Origin of the sequence: Cypionkella sp. TWP1-2-1b2, assembly GCF_049896245.1 — a bacterium.
Taxonomy (GTDB): domain Bacteria; phylum Pseudomonadota; class Alphaproteobacteria; order Rhodobacterales; family Rhodobacteraceae; genus Cypionkella.
This window is the reverse complement of the sequence record NZ_JAFCTX010000063.1, coordinates 1-14260: the sequence shown is the minus strand read 5'-3', so window position 1 is coordinate 14260 and position 14260 is coordinate 1. Positions and strand designations below refer to the sequence as shown.

13 protein-coding genes and 1 pseudogene are annotated in these 14260 nt (G+C 61.7%); 9 read left to right on the top strand and 5 right to left on the bottom strand.

Translation table 11 applies throughout. The annotated features are described in order from the left end of the window. Positions 1 to 143: 143 nt before the first annotated feature. Positions 144 to 1580 (bottom strand): multicopper oxidase family protein, encoded by a 1437-nt coding sequence (locus ACP7AP_RS23050; protein ID WP_426038105.1) that lies wholly within the window; start codon positions 1578 to 1580, stop codon positions 144 to 146. Between the two features lie 414 nt (positions 1581 to 1994). Between ACP7AP_RS23050 and ACP7AP_RS23045 the strand changes: the two genes are divergently transcribed. From ACP7AP_RS23045 to ACP7AP_RS23030, 4 genes are all read left to right on the top strand, one after another. Continuing rightward, complete coding sequence (locus tag ACP7AP_RS23045) at positions 1995 to 3275, top strand: trypsin-like peptidase domain-containing protein (protein WP_426038103.1); 1281 nt, start codon at positions 1995 to 1997, stop codon at positions 3273 to 3275. A gap of 25 nt (positions 3276 to 3300) precedes the next feature. Continuing rightward, positions 3301 to 3996, top strand: coding sequence for a response regulator transcription factor (locus ACP7AP_RS23040; RefSeq protein ID WP_426038101.1), 696 nt, complete (start codon positions 3301 to 3303; stop codon positions 3994 to 3996). Between the two features lie 32 nt (positions 3997 to 4028). Beyond that, positions 4029 to 5345, top strand: a complete 1317-nt coding sequence (locus ACP7AP_RS23035; RefSeq protein WP_426038099.1) for an ATP-binding protein — start codon at positions 4029 to 4031, stop codon at positions 5343 to 5345. A 170-nt stretch (positions 5346 to 5515) separates the two neighbouring features. After that, entirely contained in the window at positions 5516 to 5851 is a 336-nt protein-coding gene (locus tag ACP7AP_RS23030) for a helix-turn-helix transcriptional regulator (RefSeq protein WP_426038097.1), read from the top strand. A 113-nt stretch (positions 5852 to 5964) separates the two neighbouring features. Here ACP7AP_RS23030 and ACP7AP_RS23025 read toward each other — a convergent pair whose 3' ends face one another. Both ACP7AP_RS23025 and ACP7AP_RS23020 read right to left on the bottom strand, forming a co-directional pair. After that, entirely contained in the window at positions 5965 to 6999 is a 1035-nt protein-coding gene (locus tag ACP7AP_RS23025) for a serine protease (RefSeq protein ID WP_426038095.1), read from the bottom strand. Beyond that, on the bottom strand, positions 6999 to 8987 hold the full coding sequence (locus ACP7AP_RS23020) for a caspase family protein (protein WP_426038093.1): 1989 nt from the start codon (positions 8985 to 8987) through the stop codon (positions 6999 to 7001). The genes ACP7AP_RS23025 and ACP7AP_RS23020 overlap by 1 nt, the downstream gene beginning before the upstream one ends. Before the next feature lie 96 nt (positions 8988 to 9083). Between ACP7AP_RS23020 and denD the strand changes: the two genes are divergently transcribed. Continuing rightward, entirely contained in the window at positions 9084 to 10040 is a 957-nt protein-coding gene (denD, locus tag ACP7AP_RS23015) for a D-erythronate dehydrogenase (protein WP_426038091.1), read from the top strand. Positions 10041 to 10398: 358 nt separating this feature from the next. Here denD and efp read toward each other — a convergent pair whose 3' ends face one another. Next, positions 10399 to 10965 (bottom strand): elongation factor P, encoded by a 567-nt coding sequence (gene efp / locus ACP7AP_RS23010; RefSeq protein WP_426038089.1) that lies wholly within the window; start codon positions 10963 to 10965, stop codon positions 10399 to 10401. A gap of 87 nt (positions 10966 to 11052) precedes the next feature. Between efp and epmA the strand changes: the two genes are divergently transcribed. The 4 genes from epmA to ACP7AP_RS22990 all read left to right on the top strand — a co-directional run bounded on the left by epmA (position 11053) and on the right by ACP7AP_RS22990 (position 13555). After that, positions 11053 to 12102, top strand: coding sequence for an EF-P lysine aminoacylase EpmA (epmA, locus tag ACP7AP_RS23005; protein WP_426038087.1), 1050 nt, complete (start codon positions 11053 to 11055; stop codon positions 12100 to 12102). A 100-nt stretch (positions 12103 to 12202) separates the two neighbouring features. Further along, entirely contained in the window at positions 12203 to 12868 is a 666-nt protein-coding gene (gene pgsA, locus ACP7AP_RS23000; RefSeq protein ID WP_426038085.1) for a CDP-diacylglycerol--glycerol-3-phosphate 3-phosphatidyltransferase, read from the top strand. Next, positions 12865 to 13113 carry a molybdopterin converting factor subunit 1 gene (gene moaD / locus ACP7AP_RS22995; protein ID WP_426038083.1) on the top strand — a complete coding sequence of 83 codons (249 nt, stop codon included), beginning with the start codon at positions 12865 to 12867 and terminating at the stop codon, positions 13111 to 13113. Before pgsA ends, moaD begins: the two co-directional genes overlap by 4 nt. A 1-nt stretch (position 13114) precedes the next feature. Next, positions 13115 to 13555 carry a molybdenum cofactor biosynthesis protein MoaE gene (locus tag ACP7AP_RS22990; RefSeq protein WP_426038081.1) on the top strand — a complete coding sequence of 147 codons (441 nt, stop codon included), beginning with the start codon at positions 13115 to 13117 and terminating at the stop codon, positions 13553 to 13555. 1 nt (position 13556) lies between these two features. On the opposite strand, the pseudogene ACP7AP_RS22985 reads toward ACP7AP_RS22990, so the two are convergent. Then, a pseudogene (locus ACP7AP_RS22985) lies at positions 13557 to 14150 on the bottom strand (P1 family peptidase); the annotation flags it as partial. Positions 14151 to 14260 lie beyond the last annotated feature (110 nt).

Below are 14260 nucleotides of genomic sequence, written 5' to 3'. Positions count from 1 at the left end.
GCGAAGCTCCATAGGATGTGATTTGCCCATCTCGATCCCCTATATCTGGAAAGATCAGGGAATCAGAAACCGTCCAAGATGGGAAGCCTGAATCATATGAACGGCGACTTGCTCTAAAGTCTCGCGCGCTTAAAACCGAAGGCCTAGCTGACCAGCACTTCCGTCATCATCCCCGTCGCCATGTGGTACAGGTGATGGCAATGCAGGAACCAACTGCCGGGCTTGTCCAGATCGACCGCCACTGTAACCACGCCGCCCGGCTGCACCGCCACCACATCGCGCCGCGGCCCATTGAACCGCCCCGCCCCGACATCGACCACCTGAAAATGATGCCCGTGCAAATGCATCGGATGCATCATCATGCCGGTATTCATCAACATCAACTCTAGGCGTTCGCCGAGCTTGGCGGCAATCGGCACATCCTCGCCGTGCACTTTGCCGTTAATGGTAAAACGATAACCCGGCTGCTCGCCCAGCATCAGATGCGCCGTCCGACCCGCACGTTCAGGCAGCGCGTTCACCGCCCGCAAACCGGCATCAAAGCTGGTGTCGAGGTTGGGGCTGTCGGCCTCGGCCATATCGCTCAGCCGGGCCAGCTTGGCCCCCGCAGTTGCCAGCACAATCCCGGTCCGCATCCGCGCGGCTTCAACTTGGGCAAAGATCGGAAACGCCCCACCTTCCGGCGGAATTTCCACCAGAAGATCCAGCCGCTGCCCCTGCGCCATCGGATAGGCCTTGGCCGCCAGCGGTTGACATGGGCTGCCATCCACCGCAATCGCCGTTGAGGCCAGCAAACCGGGATCAATCCAAAACGCCGTCGCCGTGCCGCCATTGATAATGCGCAACCGCAGTTTCGTGCCCGCCTCGACCTGCACCACTTCGGGGTCAGCCAAGGCGCGATCATTCGCCAGATAAGCATCATAGGCCACGTCATTGGCATGCACCATCATGCCGTCGGTCATCGCCGTGCCGGGCATCGCCATCCCCGACATATCGCCGCCAGAGTGATCCATCCCCGCCATATCCATGCCACCCGAAGCCCCGCCCGCGTGCATATCCGAACCACCCAGAACCGCTAAAATCTCCTCGGGAGTCTTAAAACTGAAGTCATGCAGCATGATGACATGCTCTTGAATATCCTCGGCATCCGCCTCGCGGCAGATCATCGGCGCGGCCATCAGCATCTGCTCTGACAACTGGTGCGAATGCATCCAATGCGTGCCGGGGGTCAGCTCAAAATCCATCTGATCGACCGCGCCCGGCGCAAGTTCGCCGCCGCCGGTATAAGAGCGATCCTGCCCCTCTGCCGCCATCACCTGCCCATGCCAATGCGTGACGATGCCTTTATCGGTGTCGTTCTGGATGCCCAGCTGAAACCGATCCCCGGCGCGGCCATAAAACCCCAACTGGCCGTCATAGCCGTTGATGCCGTAAACCGTCGCCGCCCGCCCCAAAACCTCAATCTGCCGGGTGCCAATGCTCATTTGCGCCACCGCGGCGCGTGCAGGCCGCGCCAAACCCGCCAATGGCAGGGCTGCGGCAGAGGCGAGAAATTGGCGGCGGGTGGGACGGATCAGCATGGCAAGACTCCTTGATTTGTTCCAGCATAGCCCGGAACCAAACCACGCGCTTTGCGGAAAATGTCGCACCCCCGTTCACATCTTCGCGGGGTGGCCTCATCCTGCCCCGAGCGCGAAGCCGCCAGCATTGCTGACAACCCTTTTCACTTGGCCGTCTTGATACATTTCAGGATGCCCAAAACGCCCTGCCAATCAATGCCCGCTCTCCTGCAACGCAAGTCTGCAGCGCGTCCCCAGCTACCGCGCACCTGCTTTAAAGCTGATCCTCTGCGCTCAAATATCCCGAGGGTGAGCCTGCTAGGGCGAGGCGGTGGACCGCCTTACATCGCCTGCCACCCAATGACAGCCTTTGTCACGGGCAACGCAATCCAACCCACGCTACCCTCACCGTCAAGACATAACCCGAGGATATCCATGCCCGTTTCCCTTCCCCCCCTGCGCCGCGCTATCTTCGCCGTCCTCCTGCTCACCACCCCCACCCAAGCCGCCGACGCCCCCATGCTGGAAACCGCGATGGCCGCCGTGTTCACCGTCCACAGCGCTGATGCCGAAGATCGCTTCCTCGGCTCGGCCTTTCTCTGGGGCGATGGAGAAGTCGCCGTCAGCAACGCGCATGTGATTGGGCAAGCCACCGAAGTCCGCCTGACCGACGCCGCAGGCCACGAACAGATCGGCCAAGTTATCGCCTCTGATCCCAGCCGCGACGTGGCGGTGATCGCGGTAAAACCGGGGCAGGGCGGGCTGATACCCTCAGCCACCCCACCGCAACTTGGTGCCGAAGTCTGGGCCCTCGGTGCCCCGCTCGACATAGAATTCACCGTCACCGCAGGCCGCATCTCGGCTTTGGGCCGTCAAACCGACCCCGCCACCCCGATCCGAATGATCCAGCACGACGCCGCCCTCAACCCCGGCTCCTCCGGCGGCCCGCTGATCGACAGCACAGGCGCGCTGGTCGGCATGAACGCCCAAATCGCCGACGGCAGCCGGATGTTCATCGGTATCGCCTATGCCATCCCAAGCGCTGACCTGACCCGCATCGTGCAAGGGCTTGTTGACGAAACCCTACCGCCGATCCCGAAACTCGGCCTCACTGCCCGCCCGGTCAGCCGCCAACTGGCTGAAGCACTGAACCTCGCCGCCACTGGCTTGCTGGTTGATGCCATAGCCCCCGCCAGCCTTGCCGAACAAGCAGGCCTGCTCCCCGGCGATGTTATACTCGCCGTCAACGCAGCAAGCCTCACTACGCCCGGCGATCTTGCCTTCGCCGTTGAATCCGCCCAAAGCCAAAACCGCCTCGACCTCACCATCCTACGCGCTGGCACCATCCTGATCCTGATCGCCGACCTCACCGAACCAACCTCCCGCCTAACCCTACGCGGCCTCAAAGCCCCGCAGCGCCGCGCCGTATACACCCTTCAAACCCTCGGCCTTACCCTCAGCCAAACCCAAATCACCACCGTCACCCCGAACTCCCCCGCCCTTATCGCGGGCCTCACGGCCACCGAAACCATCCTGCAAATCGACGGCCAGCCCGCGCAAACCCAACTGACCCAAAGCTTCACCCACCCCGTCCTCTTTCTGATCCAAGGCACAACCGGCACCCGCCACGTCCTGATCGACCCCTGGGCCACCGGCAAGACGCTGCATCCTGTCGGCGGTGCGAATGTGCTTGACCGCGACGTGGTGGTGTTCTGACATCTGCCAAAGCGAAGGAACCGCAATGCCCGCCCCAACCGACCGCATCCTGATCATCGAGGATGACCCCGAGACCGCCGCAGCCATCGCCCGCGAAGTGCGCGCCCTCGGCTGCAACGCCACCATCGTCCCCACTCTGCCCGAAGGCATCGCCCTCTCCGCCCACGACTTCCGCGTCATCGTGCTGGATCGGATGCTGCCCGGCGGCGACGGCGTTGAGGCCATCGCCAAAATGCGCGGCATCGGTGCCAAAGCCATGATCCTCGTGCTGTCGGCTTTGGGCCGCGCCGCCAACCGCGTCGAAGGGCTGGAGAAAGGTGCCGATGATTATCTGCCGAAACCCTTCGAGCCGGAAGAACTTCGCGCCCGCCTGCGCGCCCTGTTGCGCCGCGCCACCATGCAGGGGCAGGACAATGATCTGCTGGTGTTTGGCGCGTTGGAAATCCGCATGAAAGCCCGCACCGTCCACATCAACCGCGCGCATGTCGCGGTTTCGCCAAAGGAATTTGAACTGATCACCTATTTCGCCCAGAACGCTGGCCAGATCGTCACCCGGATGCAACTGCTGGAAAACGTCTGGCATCTGCATTTTGACCCCGGCACCAATGTTGTCGATGTCCACGTCGGCCGCCTGCGTCGCAAGCTGGAGGAAGCCGGATCGCAAGCCATCCAGACCGCCCGCGGCGAAGGCTATATCTTCGCGCCACTTCCCGCGCCATGATCGCCCGCTCTACCCTGAAACTTGCGGCCACCATGGCTCTTGCCATCAGCTTGCTGTCGTTGCTGGCGATGGCCATGCAGTACCGCCTTGTAGAAACCCGTTTGACCGAGGCCGCAAAGGCGGCTTTAAGCGCCGATCTGGCGGGCTATTCTGCACTTTACCAGCAACGCCGCATCATAGCCCTGCGCCAAGCCATCAACGACCGCGCCAGCACTGGCAGCGAACTTTTGCTTTTACAAGACCGCAATCACACCCGCCTTGCAGGCTCGGAGGCCGACTGGCCCGCTGAAATCCAACTGCAAACCCCGCGTTCAGCTGATGCCGATTTTTCCAGCACGCAAGCCCAACGCTTCACCCACCAAGGCACCGAATGGCTTGGCGTCGCCCGCACCTTGCCCGGTGACTTCCCGCTACTGGTCGCCCGCTCGCTTGCCCCTGTCGAATCTACCCTTGCCAGTTTGCGCAAGGGCATGGCCGCGCTCAGTCTGGTTCTGATCGCCGCAGGCGCGCTCATCGGCACCTTTGCCGCCAAATCCGTGATGACCCGCATATCCCGCCTCAACAGCCTCGCCGATCAGGTGGCAGGCGGCGACCTCACCGCCCGCCTCGCCGGCCCGCGCAGCCCGGATGAATTTGGCCTCTTGGAAACCCATGTCCACGCCATGCTCGACCGTATCGAAAACCTCAACCGCGCCACGCACCGCTTGTCCGACACCATCGCCCACGAGTTGCGCACCCCGCTCAATCGCATGATGCAGAAACTCACGCAGATCGAAGGCCAACCGGCCCTCGCGTCCGAGCTTAAAGCCGAAATGCGCAATGCCATCCGCGTCTTCGACTCGCTGCTGGATATCTCCCGCGCCGAGGCCGACCAAGGCAGCGGCGGCGGCCTGCTTCCTGTCGATCTTTCTGCCGTGACAGCCGAGGTCTGGGATCTCTATGAACCCCTCGCCGAAGACAAAGGCTTGCTCTGCACTCTGCAAACCGCCCCAGACTTGCGCATCCTCGGTGACCGCAACCTGATCGCGCAAATGCTCGCCAATCTGATCGACAACGCCATAAAATACTGCGCCCCCGGCGACACCATCACCCTTGCCCTCTGCCAAGACCCCGACCACCATCGCCTGACCCTCTCCGATTCCGGCCCCGGCCTCCCCCCCGACCTGCGCGACGCCGCCTTTGATCGTTTCACCCGTGCCAGTCGCGACAAAGATCGCGGTATCCAAGGCCACGGCCTCGGTTTGGCACTGGTCCGCGCCATCGCCGCAAGACACGGCGCGAAGCTGACACTGCCAGAGGTAGAAAACGGCCTGACGGTGGAAATGCTGTGGCCGAAGTTGGTGGAGTAGAAACCAATGTAGCTTTAAGCTACATGAAGCTCGACCGGTCGCAAATTGCTGATAATTCGAAGTCACGCGGACTGCTGCACGTGAATATAGAGGTCTAAGCCATGTCTTGGCAGTTCTGGAAATCGTGGCGGCCCGCGACATTGCCAAAGTCAACAGACGGCACTACGGAAATGGTATCCATCCCCCGCGCCGAATACGACCGCCTGCGCGCCGCAGCCGAGGATCAAGCCGATCTGCAAGCCTATGACCGCGCCAAGGCTGCACTGGCTTCGAGGCAGGAAGAACCGATCCCCGCCGCCTACGCCAACCGCCTGCTGAATGGCGACAATGCTTTACGCGTCTACCGTGACCTGCGAGGTCTAACCCAAGCCGAGCTTGCCCTGCGCGCAGGCGTCAACCGCGTGACGGTGGCCGAGATTGAAACCGGGCGCAAACAAGGCTCCATCGCTACCCTGCGCAAACTGGCAGAAGCCTCGGGCATGACACTGGATGATTTGTCTGCGTGACCTGTGTCGTTGTCATCTGGCAGCGCAAAGTGCCAGTAATTCCTTACCAAGATTTCATAAAAATTGATAACAAATACTCTTGTCTAAGATCCCAACTCGGGGCCTTGAAATTCTCAGGGATTTTCGCCGATCACCTGATCCAGCCAAGGCACGAACTTCGCGGTCTTCGTATAGGCCGAAAACAGTGCCTTCTCTTCGCAGCCCTCACCCGATTTCGCGGTCAGCCCCCAGCTCACAATCCCGGCCTGAATATAGGTCCCATCCTCAAGCGGCACCACCAAAGGCCCGCCACTGTCGCCCGAACAGGCGGTCTTGCCGCCCTCGAACGTGCCGGAACATAGCATATTCTCACTCATCGGCGGCGGCGCGCGACCGACCAGCTCATCCCAGATCTGATAGGCATCCTCATCCCGCAAACTGAGAATCCCCGCCGCATAGCCAAACCCCTCTGCCGCCGCCTCTGTCCGTGCCGCCATCAAAGATTGATTGCACAGCCCCCGGTCGAGCATCTGAATCTCCGTCTCATGCAAAGCCTCGGGATGCCCGCCGCCCTCTACCAAGCCCCAGCCGGTCACCACTGTCACCACCCCCGGCTGATCCAGTTCATCGCCAAAGGCTGCGTCTGGCACCTGAACCACCTGATACGGCAGCCGAGGCGCGCGCGCGAGTTTCAACAGCGCGATATCAAAGTCAAACCCGGTGCCGACGTAATCGGGGTGCCGAAACACCCCTTTCACCGCGATCACCTCACCCTTGCCCGCCGCGATGATATTGCTGCCCAGCATCACCGAAATATCCTTCGGGTCCAGATCGCCCCAGTTGCCCTGCGCGTCCTGCATATGCACGCAATGGGCCGCCGTCAGCACCCAGTCTTCCATGATCAAACTGCCACCGCAAAACTGCGCATCTGGCCCGACAGGCGCACCACCGACCAGCAGCGCCACCTGCCATGGCCACGCCCCATCGGCCGAGACTTTGCCGCCCAGCACCTTGCCACCTGTTGCGGCTTTGGCCTCATAAGCCGCCTTGGCGCCGCTTTTCGCCCAAGCGAAGGCCGAGGGCTGGCTCGGTTTGAAATCCGGGTTGACCTCGGCCAAGGCGGGGCCTGCCAGGAGCAGGGCCAGTGCGGTCACGGTTGCTTTTATCATCATTCATCTCCCTGTGGCGGGGGTTTCTGTGGCGCGGGGCGAACCCGCACGGCTTGGCGGATCATCAGCAATGGTGCGGGTTTGGTGGAAAAGCTGCGGGTGGTGGTGTCGGGGTTCAGACGGTTGGAATACCAATCCCCCGCGCCTCGGGTGGCGGCAGGATCGGCGAGCAGGGTCAGATCGACGCGGGCGGCACCGGGTTCAACCTGAATGGCCAGCACGAGGATATCCTCATCAGCGGGGGGTGAGTTCTGGTCAATCTGGAAACCTGCTCGCCCGGTTTCCCCAGCGGCGAGGCGGTTGGACAGGCCTTGCCTGGGCCAAAGCGGGGTGATGCTGAAATCGGCGTTGAAATAGAGGATCGAGACATCCAGATCGCGGCCAGAGCTGTTTTGGAATGTCAGCCAAAGCTGATCGCAGGGCTGCACGCCTTTGGCTGGGTCAATCGCTTCGGGTTGGCCGGGGTTGGCGCAACCCGTCGTCGCTTTGCGCTGCCAATCGAGTTTCAATGGCGATTGCGCGGTCAGGCTGCGTCCGGCGACAGAGGCAAGCAGACGGCGCAGGCGCAGGTTGTGGGCGGCTGCGGTCAATGTGCGCTTAAGGGCTAAGGCTGTGGTTTCGTCGTCTTGCAGCGTGACGCGCGGGGTGGAGTTTGGGCCTTGCGGATCAAGTTGGCCGTCTGGGCCTGCGAGGGCGAGGGTGCCTTGGGTCAGGATTGGGGTAAGATCGGCGGGGCCCTGATTTGGATATTGCACTAGCGCCGCGATCCATGGCGCATAGTCAAAGCCGTCGTTTGGATCGGCAATCTGCGGAGGCGCAAGCTGCAACGAGGGTGGCGCTGCGGGCTGGTCGCGCTTGGCCCAAGCGGCATTGGGCGTGCCTTGTGGCAAGGTGCTGCTGCGGGCGTTCACTTGGATCAGGGTCACTTGCGCAATGGCCGCGCCACCTTCGGGGGATGCGTAAAGCGAGAGTTCATCGCCGGGGTTCAGCCCTTGCAGCAGGCCCGCTTGCAGGATGCCATCTTGAACCGGAAAGCGCTGCGGTGCCGGGGTGCCAAACAGGGTTTCGGCCAGCATCGGGCCTTCGCCATCGGGCATTTGCGCTGTGCTGCCCTGCTGCATGGAGGCTGCTGTGGCGGCGAGAACTTGCGCCCACGGGGCCTTGGGGCTGCTGCGCAACACCTCGGCGAGTTGGCGGGTGAAGGCACCTTGCCAGAGGCCTGAGGTGCCGACGGGATATTCAAAAGACCGTTGGTCGGATTGTGAGGAATAGAGGAACACAAAATCGCCGCTCAGGGCTGGGGTGCTATTGGTTGGGGCGGAAGGAGCGGTGTCTGGGATGTGCAGGTCTGCTGGGCTAAGCCCGCGCGCCACGCCTGCGCTGTTTGGCAGGCTGCGAAATCCGGTGTCGGAATGGCAGGCGTCGATCAGGCCGATCAGTTTGATGCCGCGTGACAGCAGGGGCTGCGCCCAAGCCTGAAGTTCATCGTCGAACAAGGCATTTTCAACGGCACCGACATCGCCCCTCCAGCCAGCGGCATCAGAGGGCAGGAAAATCTCATCATAACCCCCGCCCTCATCGCCACTTTGATCGGGGGCCTGTGCGCCGTGGCCTGAAAAGTAGAACACCACTGTATCGCCGGGTTGGGCGCGGCTTGAGACATTGGCGAGTGCCACCATGATGTGGGCCTTGGTTGGAATATCGGTGGTCACTCCGGCAGGCAGGTCGGTGGGATCAGCGGTCAGCACCGCGATTTCAGTGGCTGGGATGCCGCGCGCGGTTAGCACCTCGGCCATCAGGCGCACGTCATTGGCGGGGCCTTTCAGGTCCGCATCCAAGGTGAGGTAATCGCTGACGCCGACCAAAACCGCGCGCAATTCGGCATGGGCCCCGGGCGGGATGGCTGCCAGCAGGCCAGCTAGCACAATCTTGCAAAGGGCTGATCGAAATATCTGCAACATAGCGGCAGAATAGCCGGGTTGTGGCATCCGGCAAGCGATCTTGCTGGGGTGACGGGAGATGTCATTTTGCTGTTGGGGTTTTGCGGGCTGGCGTGCTTTGCTGCGGACAAACAGGGGGCTTTGATGCGGATTTTGATCACGGGTGCGGCTGGGATGATTGGCCGCAAGCTGACGGCGGCTTTGCTTGCGCAGGGGCAGGTGCAGGGCAAGCCAATCAGCCAGCTGATTTTGCATGACATTGCGGTGGCTGAGGTGGAAGCCCCGCATCTGGCGCTGGTGGGGGATTTATCGCAGCCGGGGGTGGCAGCGGCGCTGATCTCGCATCGGCCAGAGATGATTTTCCATCTGGCCGGAGTTGTGTCAGGTGAGGCGGAGGCAAATTTCGATCTGGGCTACGGCGTGAATGTCGATGGCACGCGCGCTTTGTTTGAGGCTGTGCGGCTGGCGGGCTATGCGCCTCGGGTGGTTTATGCCTCGACCACCGCCGTTTTTGGCGGGCCGTTCCCGGAGGAAATACCGGATGATTTCGCGCCGACGCCACATTCGTCTTATGGCGTGCAAAAGCTGATTGGCGAGGCGTTGTTGTCAGATTATTCCCGGCGCGGCTTCTTTGACGGCATCGGGCTGCGGCTGCCGACAATCTGTGTGCGACCGGGTAAAGCCAATCGGGCGGCGTCGAGTTTCTTCTCCGGTATCATCCGTGAGCCGTTGAATGGCTTGCCCGCCGATCTGCCAGTCGCGCGGGATTGGTTGCATACGATGGCCAGCCCGCGCGCGGCGGTGGGGTTTTTTCTGCATGCGGCGGAGTTGGATTTGGGCGCTGTGGGCTTGCGGCGCAATCTGACTTTGCCGGGGGTGGCGGTGACGGTGGGGGAACAGATTGCGGCTTTGACGCGGGCGGCGGGGCCGGATGTGGCGGCACTGATCCGCGATGTGCCGGACCCGGCGGTATGGGCGATTGTGCAGAGTTGGCCGAGGCGGTTTGCGGCGAGCCGCGCGAAGGCTTTGGGATTTCGGGCCGAGGATAGTTTTGATGAGATCGTGCGGGCGTATATTGAGGATGATTTGGGCAAGGGATGATGGGGGATGCGGGCCAAGCCGGGGGCTAGCCCCCCAGTCATTTGTTTCTCGAACCAATGGCGAAAACAATGACTACCCCCAGGATATTTGTGCCAAGATGAAATGAACTTTGTGGTGGTTTGCGTTTGGGCGCGCCTTAGATTTCAGCGGAAAAGTCTTCCCAGCGGGGAGTGACTTGTGGTCACGGGCGATTTTTGGCGCATTTCCCACAATATGTTGTGGTTGCGCGCCAGTTTTGCTGAGATTTGGTCCAGCGGCACCCCATCCTGCGCAAGCGGATGTGTCAGATCATTTGGGCGCTGGACATGAAAAAGCCCGCCCCGCGGGGTGCGGGCGGGCTTTTGCAATGCGGGGCTGCTTAATCCTGAACGCGACCGTAGTAGGAGTAATCTTCGGTGTTGATCACGATGCGGGCACCGGGGCCGATGTGCGGCGGCACCATCACGCGCACGCCATTGGTGCAGATCGCGGGTTTGTAGGAGGACGAGGCGGTTTGGCCTTTGACCACCGGCTCGGTCTCGGCAACCTCGACATTGACGCGCTGCGGCAGTTCCAGCGCGATGGCGACGCCGTCGTAGGTTTTGAGGTAAACTTTGAGGCCGTCTGTCAGGAAGGCTTTATCATCGCCAACCACATCGGGGTGGACGGCGAATTGCTCATAAGTGGTCGGCTCCATAAAGTGGAAGCCTTCGGCGTCTTCATAGAGGAAGTCGTATTCGCGGTCATCGACATTGGCCTTTTCCACCATCTCGGTGGTGCGCCAGCGTTCGGCCACTTTCACGCCATCCGAGATCCGGCGCATATCGACAGAAGTGGTGGGGGTGCCTTTGCCGGGGTGGAAATTTTCGGCTTTCAGCACGGCGTAAAGTTTGCCGTCCATCTCGACGACATTGCCTTTGCGCAAAGAGGAGGCGATGACTTTCACAGGGTGGTTCCTTGTTCTTGAATGGCCCAACAGGTATTGGGCGAAAGCGTTGCGGTGGCTTTAGCGCGTTTGATCGGAAATCTCCAGATGGCAGGCGAAAATAGCGAAATGGCGTGGTGGCATCCGGCGCGGCATGCCGACAGGCGCGGGATTTTGCTGGCGCGCAACCGGATACAGGCGGTGCTGCGGGTGTGGCTGGCAGAGCGGGAGTTTGTTGAGGTGGACCCGGCGGCTTTGGCGTTAAGCCCCGGCAATGAGGCGCATCTGCATGGGTTTATGACGACGGCCATCGGCAATGATGGGGTCGGGCGGGCGATGTATCTGCATACTTCGCCCGAGTTTGCGATGAAGAAATTGCTGGCGGCGGGGGAGGTGCGGATTGCGGCGTTTGCGCATGTTTGGCGTAACCGCGAGCGGGGGGCTTTGCATTCGCCTGAGTTTACCATGCTGGAGTGGTATCGGGTGGGTGAGCCTTACGAAGTGCTGATGGATGATGTCGTCGCATTCTGTCGGTTGGCGGCAGGGATCGGTGGCGGGATTTTGCGGTTTCGCGATAAGGTTTGCGATCCGTTCGCCGAGCCAGAGCGGTTGTCGGTGGCTGAGGCGTTTATGCGTTATGCCGGGGTGGATTTGCTGGCCTCGATTGGCGCGGATGGCGAACCGATAGCGGAAGTGTTGGCCGGGGAATTGGCACGGGTGGGGCTGCGGGTGGCGGCGGATGACACTTGGTCGGACATGCTAAGCCGCGTGCTGGGGGAACTGGTGGAGCCGCATCTTGGGATGGGGCGGATCACTATTCTGGATGAATACCCCAGCGCCGAGGCGGCTTTGGCGCGCAAGCACCCCGATGATGCGCGGGTGGCGGAGCGGTTTGAGGTTTATGCGTGTGGGGTTGAACTCGCCAATGGGTTTGGCGAGTTGACCAACCCTGAAGAACAGCGCCGCCGCTTTGAGTTGGAGATGGACGAAAAGGCGCGGGTGTATGGCGAGCGTTATCCTGTAGATGAGGATTTTCTGGCCGCTTTGGCGATCATGCCTGCCGCCAGTGGCGTTGCCATGGGGTTTGATCGGCTGGTGATGCTGGCGACGGGGGCTGCGCGGATTGACGATGTGATCTGGGCTCCGGTGCCCGCCTGATATATTTGCCCGATTTTTCGGCGGATAGGCGCTTTTCTGCATGTATCCTGTCGGAATTGCCGCTTCCCCCCGATGCCAGATTTGGGCTACGACTTGGCGGATGAAATGGTCGATCCCAAACACTCTGACGGTGATGCGTTTGCTGGCTGCCCCCGGCGTGCCGCTGATGTTTCTGTATTTCCAGCGGCCTTGGGCGGATTGGTTCGCGCTGACGCTGTTTGTGGGGGCCGCGATTACCGATTGGTTTGATGGCTACCTTGCCCGGCTGTGGAAGCAGGAAAGCAAGTTCGGCACCATGCTGGACCCGATTGCGGACAAGGCGATGGTGGTGATCGCGATACTGGTGCTGACGGGATATTCGGGGATGAACCCGTGGCTGATACTGCCCGCGACGGTGATCTTGTTTCGCGAGGTTTTCGTGTCGGGCCTGCGCGAATTTTTGGGGGCCAAGGCTGGGCTGCTGAAAGTCACCAAGTTGGCAAAGTGGAAGACCACGGCGCAAATGGTGGCGATTGCGGTGCTTTTCTTGGGCACCGGGTTGGAATACCTCAACGGGGTGGCGATGCATGGCATGACGCCCCAGCAGTATACCGATGCGGTGATGCAGGGGCTGGCCGATCCGATCCGCGCCTGTGGCAAGCGTGATTGCGCAAGCGTGGCAGGCGATGCCGGGCTGGTGCTGATGTGGATTGCGGCGTTTCTGACTGCGATGACGGGCCTGGATTACTTCCGCAAAGCCCTGCCGTTTCTGCGGGAAGACAAATGATCGACGTGCTGTATTTCGCTTGGGTGCGGGAGCGGATCGGAGTGCCGCGTGAGCGGATTGAGAGCAGTGCTGCCACGGTGATGGAGTTGATCACCGAATTGCGCGCGCGCGAAGAACGCTATGACTGGGCATTTGGCGATCTGGCAAGCTTGCGGGTGGCGGTGGATCAGGAATTGTCCAGCTTTGAGGCTTCTTTGGCTGGCGTGCGCGAACTCGCGTTTTTCCCGCCAATGACCGGTGGCTGAGATGCAGGTGTCGGTGCAGGCCGAGCCGTTTGATCTGGGCGCGCTTACCAACGCTTTTGCGGCGCGGGTCGCGGGGGCGGGGGCGGTTGTCACCTTCACGGGGTTGGTGCGCGACAATGCTGGCGCTTTGGCCGCGATGGAGATCGAGCATTATCCGGGCATGACCGAAAAGGCGATCGCAGGCATGGTTGATGAAGCCAAAGCGCGATGGTCTTTGGTCGATGCTTTGGTGGTGCATCGCTATGGCAGACTGACGGGCGGTGAGGCGATCATGATGGTCGCCACCGCAGCGCGGCACCGGGCGGATGCCTTTGCGGCGGCGGAGTTTCTGATGGATTATCTGAAATCCCGCGCACCGTTCTGGAAGAAGGAGCTGTCAGTGGATGGTGCGGAATGGGTCGCGGCGCGGGATGAGGATGAGGCGGCGCTGAAGCGGTGGTAGCCTAGCCACCGTGGTGCTGGCGGTAGCAGGGCTGCAAATCTTCTGCCATCGGCGTCGCTTCATAGATCGCTCGGGCGATGGCGCGGCCAAGGCAGATTGCTGCGGCATGGCCGAGTTGGAACGTGTCGGTCAACGGGTCGGCCAAGGGCTTTTCTGCGGTCGCGGCGGCAAAGATCAGATCGCCGTCCAGCGGCGTGTGCGACGGCACGATAGCGCGGGCCATACCGTCATGCGCGGCGGTGGCCATGCGTTGCGCCTGAGCTTGGGTCAGCGTGGCGTCGGTGGCGACAATGGCGATGGTGGTGGCCTCGCCCATCCGCTTGCGCGGAAGCGGGGCATCGAAAGCCGCGAGTTGAGGGCTGGGGCCAAGGCCGCCGAACTCGCGGTGGCGCTCCCATGCGGCGGCCCAGAAATGCGGGCCGTCGTTCACCGTCACCGCGCCCAAAGCATTTACCGCCACCAGCGCGCCCACGGTCAGACCAGAGGGCAAGACCAGCGAAGCAGAGCCAAGCCCGCCCTTCCAATATCCGGTTGCAGCACCAAATCCTGCGCCTGTCGTGCCAAGGCTGAAATCCTCGGTTGCGGCCCTTAGAGCAAGTCACCTTCAATCGGGACCATATCCTGCGGCTTTGAAGTAGTTTCTGCATTCCTGGCTATGGAATAGATCGCAGACTGCACCGACGGCGGTCCAGAGGGCTTGGTACG

Bases quoted from the DNA above. Each gene is read 5' to 3' on its own strand.
- ACP7AP_RS23040 (WP_426038101.1), top strand. From the start codon at position 3,301: ATGCCCGCCCCAACCGACCGCATCCTGATCATCGAGGATGACCCCGAG.
- ACP7AP_RS23030 (WP_426038097.1), top strand. From the start codon at position 5,516: ATGGTATCCATCCCCCGCGCCGAATACGACCGCCTGCGCGCCGCAGCC.
- ACP7AP_RS23025 (WP_426038095.1), bottom strand. From the start codon at position 6,999: ATGATAAAAGCAACCGTGACCGCACTGGCCCTGCTCCTGGCAGGCCCC.
- denD (WP_426038091.1), top strand. From the start codon at position 9,084: ATGCGGATTTTGATCACGGGTGCGGCTGGGATGATTGGCCGCAAGCTG.
- ACP7AP_RS23050 (WP_426038105.1), bottom strand. From the start codon at position 1,580: ATGCTGATCCGTCCCACCCGCCGCCAATTTCTCGCCTCTGCCGCAGCC.
- ACP7AP_RS23035 (WP_426038099.1), top strand. From the start codon at position 4,029: ATGGCTCTTGCCATCAGCTTGCTGTCGTTGCTGGCGATGGCCATGCAG.
- ACP7AP_RS22990 (WP_426038081.1), top strand. From the start codon at position 13,115: ATGCAGGTGTCGGTGCAGGCCGAGCCGTTTGATCTGGGCGCGCTTACC.
- moaD (WP_426038083.1), top strand. From the start codon at position 12,865: ATGATCGACGTGCTGTATTTCGCTTGGGTGCGGGAGCGGATCGGAGTG.
- ACP7AP_RS23020 (WP_426038093.1), bottom strand. From the start codon at position 8,987: ATGCCACAACCCGGCTATTCTGCCGCTATGTTGCAGATATTTCGATCA.
- pgsA (WP_426038085.1), top strand. From the start codon at position 12,203: ATGAAATGGTCGATCCCAAACACTCTGACGGTGATGCGTTTGCTGGCT.
- epmA (WP_426038087.1), top strand. From the start codon at position 11,053: ATGGCAGGCGAAAATAGCGAAATGGCGTGGTGGCATCCGGCGCGGCAT.
- ACP7AP_RS23045 (WP_426038103.1), top strand. From the start codon at position 1,995: ATGCCCGTTTCCCTTCCCCCCCTGCGCCGCGCTATCTTCGCCGTCCTC.